The sequence below is a fragment of the Nonomuraea sp. NPDC049725 genome (assembly GCF_040674795.1).
GTDB lineage: Bacteria > Actinomycetota > Actinomycetes > Streptosporangiales > Streptosporangiaceae > Nonomuraea > Nonomuraea ceibae.
The window spans coordinates 14,541-29,779 of record NZ_JBFANJ010000024.1 but is presented as its reverse complement, the minus strand read 5'-3'; the positions used below and the strand labels follow the sequence as shown (position 1 = coordinate 29,779).

Sequence of the window (15,239 nt, the reverse complement as noted above, 5' to 3'; positions counted from 1 at the left end):
CCCGGCGCGGGATGCGCCCCGCGTAGGTGCGCCCGGCTCGGGTGCGCCCAGCCTGGGGGACGGCCTACGGAGGGCGGGCGGCTGGTGGCCTCGGCAGGGGCAGGCTGCTGGTCGACGAGCGTTCGGGCCTGTACGGAAGGGGTCAGAGGGCGGCGGCGAGGCGGGTGAGGGTTTCGGGGGTGGGTTCCGGGCGGGCGTGGCGGTGGCCGGTGCCGGCCCAGAGGTGGATGAGCCGGGTGTCGCCGGCGGCGGTGGCGGCCTTGCGGATCGGGCTGGTGAGGTGGTGCAGGGCGGGGTAGCCGGGCGGGGCGACGGCGTCGTAGCGGTCGGTGAAGTGGTTGCGCAGGGCGCGGGCGGGGCGGCCGGTGAAGGCGCGGGTGACGACCGTGCCGTCGAAGGCCGGGTCGGTGAGGGCGTTCTTGTGCGGTTCGGAGGCGCCGCTTTCGTGGGTGCGCAGCAGGACGGTGCCGACCATGGCGGCTTCGGCTCCGGCGCGCAGGGTGGCGGCCACGTCGGCGGCGGTGGCGATCCCGCCCGCGCCGATGATCGGGAGGCCGCCGACAGCCTGGCGTACCTGGGTGATCAGGCCGGGGAGGGTGACGGACAGCGGCGGCGGGGTGGCCGGGGTCAGGGTGGCGGAGTGGCCGCCGGCGGCGGGGGCCTGGACGATGAGCGCGTCCACGCCCGCGTCGGCGGCTGCGCGGGCCTCGTCGGCGGTGGTGACGGTCTGCAGGACGGTGGTCCCGGCGTCACGCAGGGCCGTGACGGCCGCGCTGCCGGGCAGGCCGAAGGTGAACGACACCCACGGGACGGGGTCGGCGACGAGCAGGTCGAGCTTGTCGGCCCAGTGGTCGTCGTCCTCGATCGGGTCGGCGGGCAGGGTGAGGCCGTACGGGTCGGCCTCGCGGCGCACCTCGGCCGCGTACGCGCGGTAGGCCGCCGGGTCGACGGGGACCGGGTTGGGGGCGAACACGTTGACGCCGAACGGCACGCCCGCCGCGCGTACCGCCTGGATCTGGGTGGCGAGCAGGTCGGGGCTCTTGTAGCCGGCGGCGAGGAACCCGAGGCCGCCTGCGCGTGCGGCGGCGGCCACCAGGTCGGGGGTGCTCGGTCCACCGGCCATCGGCGCGGCGAGGATCGGCAGGCCGGCTCCGAGGTGGGACAGCAGAGCGCTCATGCCCGCATTGTCCCCGCACCGCCCCCCAACCCCAGGCCCGGGGGTCAGGTCCCGCTCCGAAGTGGCGCACGCTCGGGAGGTCGGCGGGGCTGAGGCATGGGGGTGGGCCCAGGCATGGGGACGGCCTGGGCGGGGGGCGGACCCGGGCGTGGGGACGGCCCGAGCGGGAGCGGACCCGGGCGGGGCGGGCTGGGCGGGGCGGGCCCGGACGAGGGTGGGCCCGGGCGGGGGTGGGGTTAGAAGGGGTAGGGGCGGGGGGTGTCGCGGGTGGTGATCCATTGGAGGTCGCAGAACTCCTCGGCGGCGAAGCCGAGGCCGAAGCGGCCCCAGCCGCTGTCCTTGACGCCGCCGAACGGCATGTGCGGCTCGTCGTTGACGGGCTGGTCGTTGACGTGCACGATGCCGGCTTCCAGGGCGGCGGCGAGGCGGAGGCCGCGGCGGGGGTCGGCGGTGATGACGGAGGCGGCCAGGCCCAGGTCGGAGGCGTTGGCGCGGGCGACCGCGTCTTCGGCGGTGTCGACCACCTCCAGGATCACCACCGGCCCGAACGTCTCGGCCTGGGCGAGCTCGGCCTCGGCGGGGACGTCGGTGAGGACGGTCGCCGGGTAGCAGGGCGGGCGCGGGTGGCCGCCGGCGAGGACGCGGGCGCCGAGGGCGACGGCTTCCTTGACGCGGCGGTCGAGCAGGGCCAGCGCCCATTCGTTGATGACGGGGCCGACGACGGTGGCGGGGTCGGCCGGGTCGCCGGTGGGCAGCGCCGCCGCCCTGGCCGCGAAGCGGGCGGTGAAGGCGTCGGCGAGCGGGCGTTCGACGTAGACGCGGCGGGCGCACATGCACACCTGGCCCTGGTGGACGAAGGCGCCGTAGATGGCGGCGTCGACGGCGTGGCCGAGGTCGGCGTCGGCGGCGACGATGAGCGGGTTCTGGCCGCTGAGCTGGAGGACGAGGCGTTTGAGGTGGCGTCCGGCCTTCTCGGCGAGGCGGCGTCCGGTGGCGGTGGAGCCGGTGAAGTTGACGCGTTTGACGTGCGGGGAGGCCAGCAGCGCGTCGCCGACGGCGCCGGCTTCGCCGGGGGCGTGGGTGACGACGTTGAACGCGCCTGCGGGCAGCCCGGCCTCGTGCAGGATCTCGGCCCACAGGGCGCCGCCGGTGCGGGGTGACTCCTCGGAGGGTTTCAGCACGACCGTGTTGCCGAGGGCGAGGGGCCCGATGCTCGCCCGGCCGCCGAGGGCGAGCGAGGAGTTCCAGGGCGCGATGGCGCCGACGACGCCGACGGGGCGGCGTACGGCCATCGCCTGGGTGCCGGGCAGGTCGGAGGGCAGGAGTTCGCCGGTGGGGCGGTAGGCGAGCTGGGCGGCCTGGCGGAGCAGCCGTACGGAGAAGTCGATCTGGACGTCGCCGAAGTGGCGGCCGCAGCCGGTTTCGGCGGCGAGGGCGGCGGCGACCTCGGCGCGGCGGGCGAGCAGGAGGTCGGCGGCGCGCAGGAAGATCTGCTGGCGTTCGGCGGGCGGCAGGCGGGACCAGCCGGGGAAGGCGCGGTGGGCGGCGTCGACGGCGCGGTCGGCGTCGTCGGCGTCGCCCGCGGCGACCTCGCCGAGCACCTCGCCCGTCCAGGGCGAACGGTTGGGGTAGGAGCGGCCGGACCGGGCGGCGGCCCACTCGCCGTCGATGAAATGGCCGGTGAAGCCGCCCGTGGGACCGCCGGTGCCGGTGGCCTGGGCGGGCCGGGCGCTCTCGCTGTGCATGGAGCCCCGCTCTCCTTGCTCGGATGTGTTCGAACCTGCGAAACGCTGGAACTATATTCCAACCGTGACCGCTGACGATTCCGCCCGCCCCCGGGCCGCCACGGGCGCCTCCGCCACGTTCTCGGTGTCCCTGGAGCGCGGGCTGCGCATCCTGTCCGCCTTCACGGCGGACCGTTCGGTGCTGGGCATCGCCGACCTGGCGCGGGTCGTCGGGCTGAACAAGAGCACGACCCACCGGTACGTGACGACCCTGGTCAAGCTGGAGTATCTCCGCCAGGACCCGGACAGCAAGAAGTACTTCCTCGGCCCCAAGGTGGTGGACCTGGGGTTCGCGGCGATCGACTCGATGGAGCTCACGGGGGTGGCCGCGCCGCTGCTCCAGGCGCTGGCCGACGAGACGGGCTGCACCGTGAGCATGGGCCTGTGCGACGGTCCGGACGTCGTGTACGTGGACCGCAGGCGCAGCGGCCGGCGCAGCGCCCTGGCCATGGATCTCAACCTGCACGTGGGCTCCCGGCTGCCCGCCTACTGCACGTCGATGGGCAAGGTGCTGCTGGCGTACAAGGATCCGGCGGCGTTGCGGCAGATTCTGGACCGGACGGAGATGGCGCGGCGCGGCCCGAGGACGATCACGAACCGGGAGCAGCTGATCGCGGCGCTGGCCAAGGTGCGGCAGAGCGGCGTGGCGGTGAACGACGAGGAGCTGGCGCCGGGGCTGCGGTCGTTCTCGGCGCCGGTGCGTGACCGGACGGGCGAGGTGGTGGCGGCGGTGAACGTCGCGGTGCACCTGACCATCGCGCCGACCACGCTGGAGACGCTGTCGGGGCGGCTCGAACCGCCGTTGCGCCGCACTGCGGCCGAGATCTCCCGCCGCCTGGGGTACCGCCCGAACGGATAGCGCGTTCGGACCAGGAAAATCGCGTTCGAACCCGTGAAACAGAGTGTTGCTCTGGTGCTGACGCGGCCGTACGGTCGCCTCAACTTCCCGCCACCGCAGGTCAGCGCCGTCCCCCGGCGACGAGGTGGCCGAGCGAACCACCCCCAGAGCGAGCGCGGTGCTCGCGGCCCCCTCATGCCCGCCGAGCACCGTCGACACAAGGAGTTTGGCGTGAGCGACACCTCAACGGGCGGCCTGAACCGCCGTTCCTTCCTCAGAGCGGCCGCCGCGCTCGGCGGGACGTCCCTGGTGGGCGCGTGCGGCGGGCTGAAGGGCACCGGCGGCTCGTCCTCCGACGTCCTCAAGATCGGGTACGTGAGCCCGCAGACGGGTCCGCTGGCCGGGTTCGCCACCGCCGACAACTTCGTGGTCAAGCAGATCCAGGAGGCGCTGCGCAACGGCTTCACCGCGGGCGGCGTGAAGCGGCGGATCGAGATCGTCGTCAAGGACACCCAGTCGAACGCCAACCGCGCCACGGAGGTCACCCGCCAGCTCATCAACAGCGACAAGGTGGACCTGATCGTCGGCTCGTCGACGCCCGACACGACCAACCCGGTCGCCGACCAGTGCGAGGCCAACGGCGTCCCGAACGTGACCACGATCGCCCCCTGGGAGGCGTGGTTCCACGGCCGGGGCGGCAAGGACGGCGAGGGGTTCACGTACACGACGCTGTTCTTCTTCGGCATGAAGGAGTTCGCCGACTGCTTCTTCCCCATGTGGGACCGCATGGGCGTGACCGGCAAGAACGTGGCCGCGCTGTGGCCGAACGACACCGACGCCAACGCCTTCCGGCAGGGGCTCGGCCCGATGATGAAGAAGTCCGGCTACACGCCGGTCGACGGCGGCGCGTACCAGAACGGCGCCACCGACTTCACCGCGCAGATCGCGGCGTTCAAGGAGGCCGAGGCCGAGCTGTTCACCTGCGCGCCGATCCCGCCGGACTTCCAGACGTTCTGGAAGCAGGCCAGGCAGCAGGGGTTCAGGCCGAAGCTGGCCACGGTGGCGAAGGTGATGCTGTTCCCGTCCGAGGCGGAGGCGCTGGGCGATCTGACGGACAACATCGCCACCGACTTCTGGTGGAGCCCGGCGCACCCGTACGCCTCGACGCTGGACGGCCGCAGCGCCAAGCAGCTCGCCGACGACTTCGCCGCCGCGACCGGCAAGCAGTGGACGCAGGCGCTCGGCTCGGTGTACTCCCTGTTCGAGATCGCGGTGCAGGCGTTCAAGGAGGCGGACGACCCCAAGGACCGCGACGAGGTGGCGGCGAAGCTGCGCGGCATGAAGATCGAGTGCATGAGCGGCAAGCTGGACTTCACCGCCGGGCCGCAGCCGGGCATCGCGATCCAGCACCCGGTGGGCGGCCAGTGGCGCAAGGGTGAGCGCTTCCCGTGGGACGTGGTCATCGTGGACAACTCCGCCAACAAGGACGTTCCCGTCGGCGGCGACCTCCTGCCCACCAACCCGTGATGGCGGCGCTGTTGCGGCTGGACGGCGTCACCAAGAGCTTCGGCAGGGTGACCGTCGCCGAGAAGCTGACGCTGTCGGTCGAGGCGGGCGAGGCGCTGGGGATCGTCGGCCCGAACGGCGCGGGCAAGTCCAGCCTGTTCGCGATGATCTCGGGTGATCTGCGTCCCGACGGGGGCGCGGTGTGGTTCGGCGGCCGGGAGGTCACCGGCGCGCCGCCGTACGCGCGCACCCGGGCGGGCATCGGCCGCACCTACCAGGTGCCCAGGCCGTTCGAGCACCTGACGGTGTTCGAGAACGTGCTGGTCTGCGCCCACCAGGGCGCGGGCCTGCGCGGCGGCCGGGCGCAGGCGCACGCCATGGACGTGCTGGAGCGCACCGGGCTGGCCGCGCTGGCCAACACCCCGGGCGGGCGGCTCACGCTGTTGCAGCGCAAGCGCCTGGAGATGGCCAGGGCCGTGGGCACCGCGCCCCGGCTCCTGCTGCTGGACGAGGTCGCGGGCGGCCTGACCGAGCCGGAGGTGGCCGAGCTCGTCGCGGTCGTACGCGGCCTGCACGCCGACGGGCTGGCCGTGGTCTGGATCGAGCACGTGGTGCACGCGCTGGTCAAGACCGTGGGCCGGATGGTGTGCCTGGCGGGCGGGGCCGTCGTCGCCGACGGCGAGCCGATGCGGGTGCTGGCCGACCCGAAGGTGCGCGAGCTCTACCTGGGCGGCGGACCCGAGACCGAGACGACCACCGGTGAGGAGGAGCGGCCGTGACCCTGCTGTCCATCCGCGACCTCACCGTCCACCACGGGCAGTTGCGCGCCGTGGACGCCCTCAGCCTGGAGGTGCGGCAGGGCGAGGTGCTGGCGATCATCGGCGCGAACGGCGCGGGCAAGTCCACGCTGCTGCGCGCGCTGGCCGGGCTGATCCTGCCGACGTCCGGCACCATCGGCTTCGCCGGCCGCGACATCACCCGGCTGCCCGCCCACAAGCGGGTCTCGGCGGGGATCGCGCTGGTGCCGGAGGGGCGCAGGCTGTTCCGCTCCCTCACCGTGGAGGAGAACCTGCTGGCCGGCGGCTACCGGCGCCGTCCCGGCCCGTGGACGCTCGGCGCCGTGCAGGCGCTGTTCCCGTGGATGGCCGAGCGGCGCGGCCAGAACGCCGCCCAGCTCTCGGGCGGCGAGCAGCAGGCGGTGGCGATCGGCCGGGCGCTGCTGGCCAACCCCGACCTGCTGCTCATCGACGAGCTGTCGCTCGGCCTCGCGCCGGTGATCGTGCGCCGCATCTACGAGGCGCTGCCGGAGATCGTCGGCGCGGGCACCACCGCGCTCATCGTCGAGCAGGACGTCTCCCAGGCCATGCGGGTCGCCGACCGGGTGCACTGCCTGCTCGAAGGCCGGTCCGTGCTGCACGGGCGGCCCGGCGACCTGACCGCCGAACAGGTCGAGCACGCCTACTTCGGCCTCGACGCCCGGCCTGCCGGCCAGGAAGGACACGACTGACATGGGCTGGCTCAACGCCGTCGTCCAGGGAATCCTGCTGGGCGGCCTGTACGCGCTGTTCGCCACCGGCCTGTCGCTGATGTTCGGCGTGATGCGCATCGTCAACCTGGCGCACGGCGACCTCGCCGTGGTCGCCTCGTTCCTGGCGCTGGCGCTGGTCGGCGGCACGGGGCTGCCGCTGTGGGTGGTGCTGGTGGTGACGGTGCCGCTGTTCGCGCTGCTCGGCTACCTGACGCAGCGGGTGCTGCTGCAGCGGAGCCTGGCGGCCGGGCCGCTGGCGACGCTGCTGGTCACGTTCGGCCTGTCGATCGTGCTGCAGAACGTGCTGCTGGAGATCTTCTCCGCCGACACGCGCACGCTCGACGGCGGCGCGTTCGCCACGGGCTCGTTCGAGCTGTCCGGCGCGATCTCGGTCGGCTACCTGTCGCTGACGACGTTCGTGCTGGCCGGGGCCGTGCTGATCGGCATCCAGCTGTTCCTGTCGCGTACCGGGCTGGGCCGGATGCTGCGCGCCTCGTCCGACGACGCGGAGACCGCCAGGCTCATGGGGGCCGACAGCCGGCACGTCTACGGCATCGCCACGGCCATCGCGTTCGCGACGGTCGCGCTGGCCGGGCTGATGTTCGCGATCCGCTCCTCGTTCGACCCGTCGATCGGCCCGTCGCGGCTGATCTTCGCGTTCGAGGCCGTGGTCATCGGCGGGCTCGGGTCGCTGTGGGGGACGCTGCTCGGCGGCATGGTGCTCGGCATCACGCAGTCGCTGAGCGCGCAGGCCGACCCGGCGCTGACCCTGCTCGCCGGCCATCTCGTCTTCCTCGCCGTGCTGGCCTTCCGGCCGCAGGGCCTGCTCGCTGGACGGACCGCATGACGCTCTCCGATTTCGTGACCGCCCGCGCGGCGGGCGGGCCGCACGTCAGCCGGGCCGCCCGCGCCTCCCGGCTGTCCGGCCTGGTCATGGCGGCCGGCGCGGCGCTGCTGGCGGCGCTGCCGTTCCTGGTGTTCAGCACCGTGACCGACACGCTGGTCAACCTGTTCGTGCTGGTCGCGCTGGCGAGCATGTGGAACCTGCTCGCGGGCTTCGGCGGGCTGGTGTCGGTGGGCCAGCAGGCCTACGTGGGCATCGGCGCCTACACGGTCATCGCGCTGGCCGACCTGGGCGTGCAGCCGTACCTGGCGGTCCCGCTGGCGGCGCTGACCTGCGCGGTGTTCGCGGTGCCGACGTCGTGGCTGGCGTTCCGGCTGCGCGGCGACTACTTCGCCGTCGGCACCTGGGTGATCGCCGAGGTCTACCGGCTCCTGGTGGTGCGGGTGGACAGCCTCGGCGGCGGCAGCGGCAAGGGCCTGACCGGGCTGTCGGGGCTGGACCAGACGCTGCGCGGGGCGCTCACGTACTGGATCGCGCTGGCTCTGGCGCTGGCCACGATCGCGGGCTGCTACCTGCTGCTGCGCGGCCGGCTGGGACTGTCGCTGATGGCGGTGCGGGACGAGGAGACCGCCGCCGGTTCGGCCGGGATCGACGTGGGGCGGGCCAAGCGGCTGGTCTATCTCGTCTCGGCGGCCGGGTGCGGCGCGGCCGGCGGGGTGATCACGGTCAGCTCGCTCAGCGTCAACCCCGACGCGATCTTCAGCGTGCAGTGGTCCGCGTACATGATTTTCATCGTGGTGATCGGCGGGATCGGGTTCATCGAGGGCCCGCTGATCGGCGCGCTGGTGTTCTACACGATGCAGCAGTTCCTCGCCGACTACGGTTCCTGGTATCTGGTCGTTCTGGGAGCGGTCGGGATCGCGGTGGCGCTCTGGCTGCCCGGCGGGCTGTGGGGGCTGGTGCGCTCCCGTACGGGGCTGAGCCTGTTCCCCGTCGGCTATCACGTGAGGAGGCCCGATGTCCGCGAGTGAGCCGTCGCCGGTCGAGCTGACCGAGCGCGTGCTGGCGGCGATCGAGGCGACCGAGCCGCACCTGAACGCGTACGCCCTCGTCACGGCCGGGCGGGCCCGCGCCAGGGCCGCCGAGCTGGAGTCCGGGCCGGCGCGCGGGCCGCTGCACGGCCTGCCGATCGGGATCAAGGACCTGATCGACACGGCGGGCGTGCGGACCGCGTACGGCTCGCCGCGGTTCGCCGATCACGTGCCACAGCGGGACGCGAGCGCGGTGCGCGCGCTGCGCGAGGCCGGCGCGGTGATCCTCGGCAAGCACGCCACGCACGAGCTGGCCTGGGGCGGGCGCACCGACAGCGCGTTCTTCGGGCCCACGCACAACCCCTACCGTCACGGGCACGTGCCGGGCGGGTCGTCGGGCGGGTCGGCGGCCTCGGTCGCCGCCGGGAGCAGCCTCGGGGCGCTCGGCTCCGACACGGCGGGCAGCGTGCGCATCCCGGCCGCGCTGAGCGGGTGCGTCGGGTTCAAGCCGGCCCGGGGGCGCGTCCCGCTCGACGGGGTGCTGCCGCTGGCGCCGTCGCTGGACCATCTCGGCGTGCTCGCCCCGACGGTCGACGGCGCGGCGCGACTGATGAGCGCCCTGGCCGCCCCGCTCGCGCCGGGCCCGTCCCGGCCGCCGCGGGTGGGCTGGCTGGGCGGCTACTTCGACGCGGTCCTGGAGCCGGGCGTGCGGGCGGCGCTCGCGGCCGCCCGGGCGCGGCTGGAGGAGCACGGCGTGCCCGTCGAGGACGTCGCCGTGCCCGACGAGCCGCTGATGCCCGGGGCGGTGCTGGCCAGAATCGTGCGCGAGGCGGGCGCGTTCCACCGGCGGGCGTTCGAGCGGGAGCCCGGCCTGTTCGGGGCCGACGTGGCCGAGCTGATGCGGATGCCGCCGCCCGCGCCCGAGGAGACCGGACGGCAGGAGGAGGCCATACGCCGGATGACGGCCCGGCTGGAGCGGGCCCTGGACTCCTGCGACGTGCTGGTCAGCGCGACCGTGCCGATCACCGCGCCGCCGATCGGCGCGATGACCGCCGTGGTCGCCGGGCCGGCCGGGCCGGTCGAGTGGCCGATCGAGCTGCTGCTGACCAGGCTGACCTCGCCGTTCAACGCCGCCGGGCTGCCGGCCGTCTCGGTGCCGGTGGCGCTGGCCGGCGGACTGCCCGTCGGGCTGCAACTGGCGGGCGCGGCCGGGCGGGACGACCTGGTCCTCGACGCCGCCCGCCTGGTCGAGCGGCTGACCCCGCCCCTGCCCGCACCACCACACTCACACAGAAGGGAACGGCCGTGACACTGCTCGACGGCACCGACTGGCAAGGAAAGATCTTCAAGACCGGCGCGTGGACGCCGGGGAGCGGCGGCGACTACGCCGTCGTCGAGCCCGCCACCGGCGGCGAGCTCGGCCGCATGGGCCTGGCCTCCCCCGAGGACGTGGCCGAGGCCGCCCGCACCGCCGCCGAGGCGCAGCGGGAGTGGGCCGCCCTGCCGCACACCGCGCGGGCCGCCGTGCTGCGCAGGGCCGGTGACCTGTGGCAGCGGCACGCCGAGGAGATCAGCGGCTGGAACGTCCGCGAGGTGGGCGCGGTGCCCGGCATGGCCGGGTTCGCCCTGCACGTGGCGGCCGAGGAGTGCTACGAGGCGGCGTCGCTGCCCGGCCGTGCGATCGGCGAGGTGCTGCCGTCGGAGCAGCCGCGCCTGTCGATGGCCCGGCGCATGCCGGCCGGGGTGGTGGCGGTGATCTCGCCGTTCAACGTGCCGATCATCCTCGGCATCCGGTCCGTGGCCCCGGCGCTGGCGCTCGGCAACGCGGTCCTCCTCAAGCCCGACCCGCGTACCGCCGTCACCGGCGGCACGCTGATGGCGCGCGTGTTCGAGGAGGCCGGGCTGCCGCCGGGCGTGCTCCAGATGCTGCCCGGCGGCGCGGACGTGGGCGAGGCGCTGATCGCCGACCCGCACGTGCGCGTCATCTCCTTCACCGGCTCCACCCCGGTCGGCCGGCGTATCGGCGAGCTGGCCGGCCGCCATCTCAAGCGGGCCCACCTGGAGCTCGGCGGCAACTCCGCGCTGCTGGTGCTGGACGACGCCGACGTGGAGTCGGCGGTGAACCTGGCCGCCTGGGGCTCGTTCTTCCACCAGGGCCAGATCTGCATGACCACCGGCCGCCACCTGGTCGACGGCCGCCTCTACGACGAGTTCGTGGAGCGCCTGGCCGCCAAGGCGGGCGCGCTCACCGTCGGCGACCCGGCCGCCGGCGAGGTCGCGCTCGGCCCGGTCATCGACGCCGGGCAGCGCGACAAGATCCACCGGCTGGTCACCGAGAGCGTCGGCCAGGGCGCCAGGCTCGCCTCCGGCGGCTCCTACGAGGACCTCTTCTACCGGCCGACGGTGCTGGCCGACGTGCCGCTGACCGCGCCGGCCTTCGCCGACGAGGTCTTCGGGCCGGTCGCGCCGGTCACCCGCGTCTCGTCGGCCGAGGAGGCCGCCGAGATCGCCGCGGCCAGCGAGTACGGCCTGTCGCTGGGCATCGTCACCCGCGACGCGATGCGCGGGCTGGCCGTGGCCGAGCGCATCCCGACCGGCATCGTGCACATCAACGACCAGACGGTGAACGACGAGGCCAACGCCCCCTTCGGCGGCGTGCGCGCGTCCGGCACCGGGTCGCGGTTCGGCGGGGCGGCGGCCAACATCGAGGCGTTCACCGAGACCCGGTGGATCACCATGCGGGGCGAGCCGCCGCGTTACCCCTTCTGAACCCCTTCTGGGGGAAAACCTGCGGCGTGTTCCCTGACACCCTGCGTGCCTGGTGCGTACTGTCGGCGGTGATTCTCCAGTTTCCGCTGGTCAGGGCATCTTTCTTTCGCGTATGGGGGGACTCGCGTGAGCGTGGCCGTGGTGATGCCCGCCTACCGGGAGGAAGCCAATCTGGCGGCCACCGTCGAGGACTTCCTCACGACGCTGGAGGAGGACGAGCACTGGGTGGTCGTCGTCGACGACGGCTCGCCCGACCGCACCGGCGAGGTCGCCGACCGGCTGGCGAGCCGCTTCCCCGGCCGGGTCAAGGTCGTGCACCACCAGGCCAACCTGGGCTACGGCGCGGCCGTGCGCACGGGCATCGCGCACGCGCTGGCGGAGACCGGGGCGCGGCGGATCTTCCTGACCGACTCCGACGGCCAGTTCCGCGCCCACGGCCTGCCGGAGCTGGTCGCGGACGCCGAGCGGGAGCGCGCCGACGTGGTGATCGGCTACCGGCTGCCGCGCGCCGACCCGCTGGGGCGCCGGCTGGCGGGCGGGGCCTGGACGTGGCTGAACCGGCTGCTGCTCGGGATCAGGGCCCGCGACGTGGACTGCGCCTACAAGCTGTTCGACCGGCGCGTGCTCGAACGCCTCGACCTGCGCGCCGACGCCGCGACGATCTCCCCCGAGCTGCTGGCCAAGGCCCGCGGCCTGGGCGCGCGGATCATCCAGCGCCCGGTGGAGCACTTCCCGAGGCTGCACGGCGAGCAGAGCGGCGGCAGGCTGCCGGTCGCGCTGCGGTCGCTGCGCAGCCTGCTGTCACTGTGGGCCGAGGTGTCGCCCGCGACCCCTGTGGGCCGGGCCGCGCACCGGCTGGTCCGGCCGCGCGACCCCGTCCTCGCCGTGCTCACCGTGCTGGCCGCCGTGCTGTCGATGGTCGCCTGGCAGCACTTCGGCGCGGCGCGGCTGGCGTACCCGGACGCGATCTCGCACCTGCTCATCTCCCGCCGGGTGATCAGCTCGCCCACGCCGGGCCTGGCCCAGCTCGGCGGTGTCTGGCTGCCGCTGCCGCACCTGCTGACGCTGCCGCTGGTGTGGATCGACGGCTGGTACCGGTCGGGCACGGCGGCGACCGTCGTCTCGATGATCGCGTACGTGCTGGCGACCCGTTACCTCTACCGGACGGCGCTGCTGCTCACCGGCAGCCGGTGGGCCGGGGTCACGGCGGCGGCCGTCCTCGCGCTCTGCCCCGCCGTGCTCTATCTGCAGAGCACGCCCATGACCGAGCTGCCGCTGCTGGCCTGCCTGGCCGCGACGGTCTACCACCTCACGGCGTGGCGGCGTACCGAGGACTACCGGAGCCTGGCCGCGGCCGGGGCGGCGGCGCTGCTCGCGACCCTCACCCGCTACGAAGGGTGGGTGATCGCCGCCGTCGCGGCGCTGATCGTGGGCTGGACCGTGTGGCGGCGCTCGCCGCGCCCGCGCCGGCGCTCCCGCGCGGAGGCGCACGTGATCTTCTACGGCACGCTCGCGTTCGCCGGGATGGCGCTGTGGCTGCTGTGGAACGTGGTCATCTTCGGCGACCCGCTCTACTTCTACGCCGGCGAGTACGCCAAGCCGTCGCTGTGGGTGTCGCGCGACGAGCTGACCGTGGGCGACTGGGGGACGTCGCTGATGACGTACGGCTACGCGGTGGTGAGCAACCTGGGGCCGGTGCTGCCCGTGCTGGCGCTGGCCGGGCTGGTGGCGCACGTGCTGCGGCGGCGCGACCCGGTGTGCCTGGTGCCGCTGCTGCTGGCGGTGTTCTTCGTCTACGCGCTCTACTCCGGGCAGCGTCCGCTGCACGTGGAGGAGATCGCCGGCGACCTGTACAACGTGCGCTTCGGCCTGATCGTGATCCTGCCGGTGGCGCTGCTCGCGGGCGGGCTGGCCGCCGAGGCGGCGCGGGCCGGGCGGCCGGTCGCCGCGCTGGCCGGCGCGGTCGCCGTGCTGGTGTGCCCGCTGGCCACCGGCGAGCTGGACGTGCGGCGCGAGGCCGAGGCGTTCCGGTCGGGCGAGGCGGTCCGGTCGGGGCTGCGGGCCGCGGCCTGGCTCCGATCCCACTACGACGGCGGCAGGGTGCTGATGCAGTCGTTCGGCAACGAGGTGCTGACCTTCCACTCGCGGGTGCCCACCGGGTCCATCCTGTACGAGGGCAGCTTCCGGCAGTGGCGGGCGGCGCTGGACGACCCGGCGGGCAGCGGCGTGCGGTGGATCCACATGCGCCGCACGCCGGGCGACCGCGACCGGGTGTGGAAGGCGCTGAACGGCGCCCCCGCGCTGCGCGGCTACACGCCGGTCTACGACGACGGCGACCGCGTCGTCTACCGGGCGGGGGCGGCCCGGTGAGCGCGCACGTCACGCTGAGCCGCGGGCAGCGGATCACCGCCGGGGCGGGCGCGCTCGCGCTGGCCGGGGCGATGGCGCTGACCGGGGTGGTGACGGTGCTGGCCGCCTGCATGGTCACCGTCACCCTGCTGTACGCGGCGGGCGTCGGCTACAAGCTGTGGCTGATCTTCCAGGCGCGGGGCGGCGACGTGCTGCGCTTCACCGAGCTGCCCGGGGACGACGACCTGCCGCCCTACACGGTGCTCGTGCCGCTGCACCGCGAGGGCCGCGTCGTGCCGGCGCTGCTGCGGCGGCTGGCCGCGCTCGACTACCCGGCCGACCGGCTGCAGGTCCTGCTCCTGGTCGAGGAGGACGACGAGGACACCGCCGCCGCGCTGCCCGGCGAGCTGCCCCCGGGCTTCGAGCTCGTGCTGATCCCGGCGGGCGAGCCCAGGACGAAGCCGAAGGCGTGCAACGTCGGCCTGGAACGGGCCCGCGGCGAGTTCTGCGTGATCTACGACGCCGAGGACAGGCCCGAGCCGTCGCAGCTGCGCAAGGCGGTCGCCGCGTTCGCCGGGGCGCCCCGCTGGGTGGTGTGCGTCCAGGCCGAGCTGCACTACTGGAACCCGTGGACCAACTGGCTCACCCGGTGCTTCACCGCCGAGTACGCGCTGAACTTCAGCCTCTTCCTGCGCGGGCTCGACCGCTACCGGATGCCGATCCCGCTCGGCGGCACCTCCAACCACTTCCGCGCGGACGCCCTGCGCGAGCTGGGGGCGTGGGACCCGTACAACGTCACGGAGGACGCCGACCTGGGCATCCGGATCGCGCGGCGCGGGTGGAGCGTGCGCATGATGGACTCGGTCACCGAGGAGGAGGCCAACAGCCGGCTGGGCAACTGGGTGCGGCAGCGCAGCCGGTGGATCAAGGGCTACATGCAGACGTGGCTCGTCCACATGCGCTCGCCCCGGCGGCTGTGGCGGGAGCTGGGGGCGCGCGGGTTCTGGAGCTTCCAGTTCACGGTGGGGTTCTCGGTGCTGTGCACGCTGCTCAACCCGGTGCTGTGGGCGCTCACGGCGCTCTATCTGGTGGCGGGGCCCAGCGCGGTCGAGGCGCTGTTCCCGGGGGTGGCGCTCTATCTGGGCACGATGGTCATGGTGGCCGGCAACCTGCTGCTGATGCTCGCCCACATGGCGGGCTGCCTGGAACGCTCGGTGCACGAGGCGGTCCGCACGATGCTGCTGGTGCCGCTCTACTGGGCGCTGATGAGCGTGGCGGCGTTCCGGGCGCTGGTGCAGCTCGCGCGGCCGAGCCGCCGCTTCCACTGGGAGCTGACCGAGCACGGGCTGGTGCCCGACTCCCCCGGCGCCACGTGACGGCGGGGGCGCGGATCGCGCGCCCCCGCCCCACGGG

The 15,239-nt window shown here is 74.1% G+C and carries 12 protein-coding genes; 10 read left to right on the top strand and 2 right to left on the bottom strand.

Annotated features, from left to right (window positions below):
* Nucleotides 1-142: 142 nt before the first annotated feature.
* Together AB0J53_RS40540 and AB0J53_RS40535 are read right to left on the bottom strand one after the other, a co-directional pair.
* Nucleotides 143-1,177 carry a nitronate monooxygenase gene (locus tag AB0J53_RS40540; RefSeq protein ID WP_364182498.1) on the bottom strand — a complete coding sequence of 345 codons (1,035 nt, stop codon included), beginning with the start codon at nt 1,175-1,177 and terminating at the stop codon, nt 143-145.
* Between the two features lie 236 nt (nt 1,178-1,413).
* Nucleotides 1,414-2,922 carry an aldehyde dehydrogenase family protein gene (locus tag AB0J53_RS40535; RefSeq protein ID WP_364182495.1) on the bottom strand — a complete coding sequence of 503 codons (1,509 nt, stop codon included), beginning with the start codon at nt 2,920-2,922 and terminating at the stop codon, nt 1,414-1,416.
* 64 nt (nt 2,923-2,986) lie between these two features.
* On the opposite strand from AB0J53_RS40535, the gene AB0J53_RS40530 reads away from it, so the two are divergent.
* The 10 genes from AB0J53_RS40530 to AB0J53_RS40485 all read left to right on the top strand — a co-directional run bounded on the left by AB0J53_RS40530 (nt 2,987) and on the right by AB0J53_RS40485 (nt 15,202).
* A complete protein-coding gene (locus AB0J53_RS40530) occupies nt 2,987-3,820 on the top strand; it encodes an IclR family transcriptional regulator (RefSeq protein ID WP_308126143.1) in 834 nt (277 codons plus the stop codon).
* Nucleotides 3,821-4,030: 210 nt separating this feature from the next.
* Entirely contained in the window at nt 4,031-5,326 is a 1,296-nt protein-coding gene (locus AB0J53_RS40525; protein WP_364182491.1) for an ABC transporter substrate-binding protein, read from the top strand.
* A complete protein-coding gene (locus tag AB0J53_RS40520; protein ID WP_364182488.1) occupies nt 5,326-6,084 on the top strand; it encodes an ATP-binding cassette domain-containing protein in 759 nt (252 codons plus the stop codon). The genes AB0J53_RS40525 and AB0J53_RS40520 overlap by 1 nt, the downstream gene beginning before the upstream one ends.
* Nucleotides 6,081-6,812, top strand: a complete 732-nt coding sequence (locus AB0J53_RS40515; RefSeq protein WP_364182485.1) for an ABC transporter ATP-binding protein — start codon at nt 6,081-6,083, stop codon at nt 6,810-6,812. The genes AB0J53_RS40520 and AB0J53_RS40515 overlap by 4 nt, the downstream gene beginning before the upstream one ends.
* 1 nt (nt 6,813) lies before the next feature.
* Nucleotides 6,814-7,680 carry a branched-chain amino acid ABC transporter permease gene (locus tag AB0J53_RS40510; RefSeq protein WP_219516550.1) on the top strand — a complete coding sequence of 289 codons (867 nt, stop codon included), beginning with the start codon at nt 6,814-6,816 and terminating at the stop codon, nt 7,678-7,680.
* Nucleotides 7,677-8,708 (top strand): branched-chain amino acid ABC transporter permease, encoded by a 1,032-nt coding sequence (locus tag AB0J53_RS40505; RefSeq protein ID WP_364182482.1) that lies wholly within the window; start codon nt 7,677-7,679, stop codon nt 8,706-8,708. Before AB0J53_RS40510 ends, AB0J53_RS40505 begins: the two co-directional genes overlap by 4 nt.
* Nucleotides 8,695-10,017 carry an amidase gene (locus tag AB0J53_RS40500; RefSeq protein ID WP_364182479.1) on the top strand — a complete coding sequence of 441 codons (1,323 nt, stop codon included), beginning with the start codon at nt 8,695-8,697 and terminating at the stop codon, nt 10,015-10,017. The genes AB0J53_RS40505 and AB0J53_RS40500 overlap by 14 nt, the downstream gene beginning before the upstream one ends.
* Nucleotides 10,014-11,477 carry a benzaldehyde dehydrogenase gene (locus AB0J53_RS40495; RefSeq protein WP_364182476.1) on the top strand — a complete coding sequence of 488 codons (1,464 nt, stop codon included), beginning with the start codon at nt 10,014-10,016 and terminating at the stop codon, nt 11,475-11,477. The genes AB0J53_RS40500 and AB0J53_RS40495 overlap by 4 nt, the downstream gene beginning before the upstream one ends.
* 126 nt (nt 11,478-11,603) lie before the next feature.
* Nucleotides 11,604-13,847 carry a glycosyltransferase gene (locus tag AB0J53_RS40490; RefSeq protein WP_364182473.1) on the top strand — a complete coding sequence of 748 codons (2,244 nt, stop codon included), beginning with the start codon at nt 11,604-11,606 and terminating at the stop codon, nt 13,845-13,847.
* Nucleotides 13,844-15,202, top strand: coding sequence for a glycosyltransferase (locus AB0J53_RS40485; protein WP_364182470.1), 1,359 nt, complete (start codon nt 13,844-13,846; stop codon nt 15,200-15,202). Before AB0J53_RS40490 ends, AB0J53_RS40485 begins: the two co-directional genes overlap by 4 nt.
* The last annotated feature ends 37 nt before the right edge of the window (nt 15,203-15,239 follow it).

What these genes read in the sequence shown, in the direction of transcription:
- AB0J53_RS40540 (WP_364182498.1), bottom strand. Translation starts at nt 1,177, where the DNA reads ATGAGCGCTCTGCTGTCCCACCTCGGAGCCGGCCTGCCGATCCTCGCC.
- AB0J53_RS40535 (WP_364182495.1), bottom strand. Translation starts at nt 2,922, where the DNA reads ATGCACAGCGAGAGCGCCCGGCCCGCCCAGGCCACCGGCACCGGCGGT.
- AB0J53_RS40520 (WP_364182488.1), top strand. Translation starts at nt 5,326, where the DNA reads ATGGCGGCGCTGTTGCGGCTGGACGGCGTCACCAAGAGCTTCGGCAGG.
- AB0J53_RS40510 (WP_219516550.1), top strand. Translation starts at nt 6,814, where the DNA reads ATGGGCTGGCTCAACGCCGTCGTCCAGGGAATCCTGCTGGGCGGCCTG.
- AB0J53_RS40505 (WP_364182482.1), top strand. Translation starts at nt 7,677, where the DNA reads ATGACGCTCTCCGATTTCGTGACCGCCCGCGCGGCGGGCGGGCCGCAC.
- AB0J53_RS40500 (WP_364182479.1), top strand. Translation starts at nt 8,695, where the DNA reads ATGTCCGCGAGTGAGCCGTCGCCGGTCGAGCTGACCGAGCGCGTGCTG.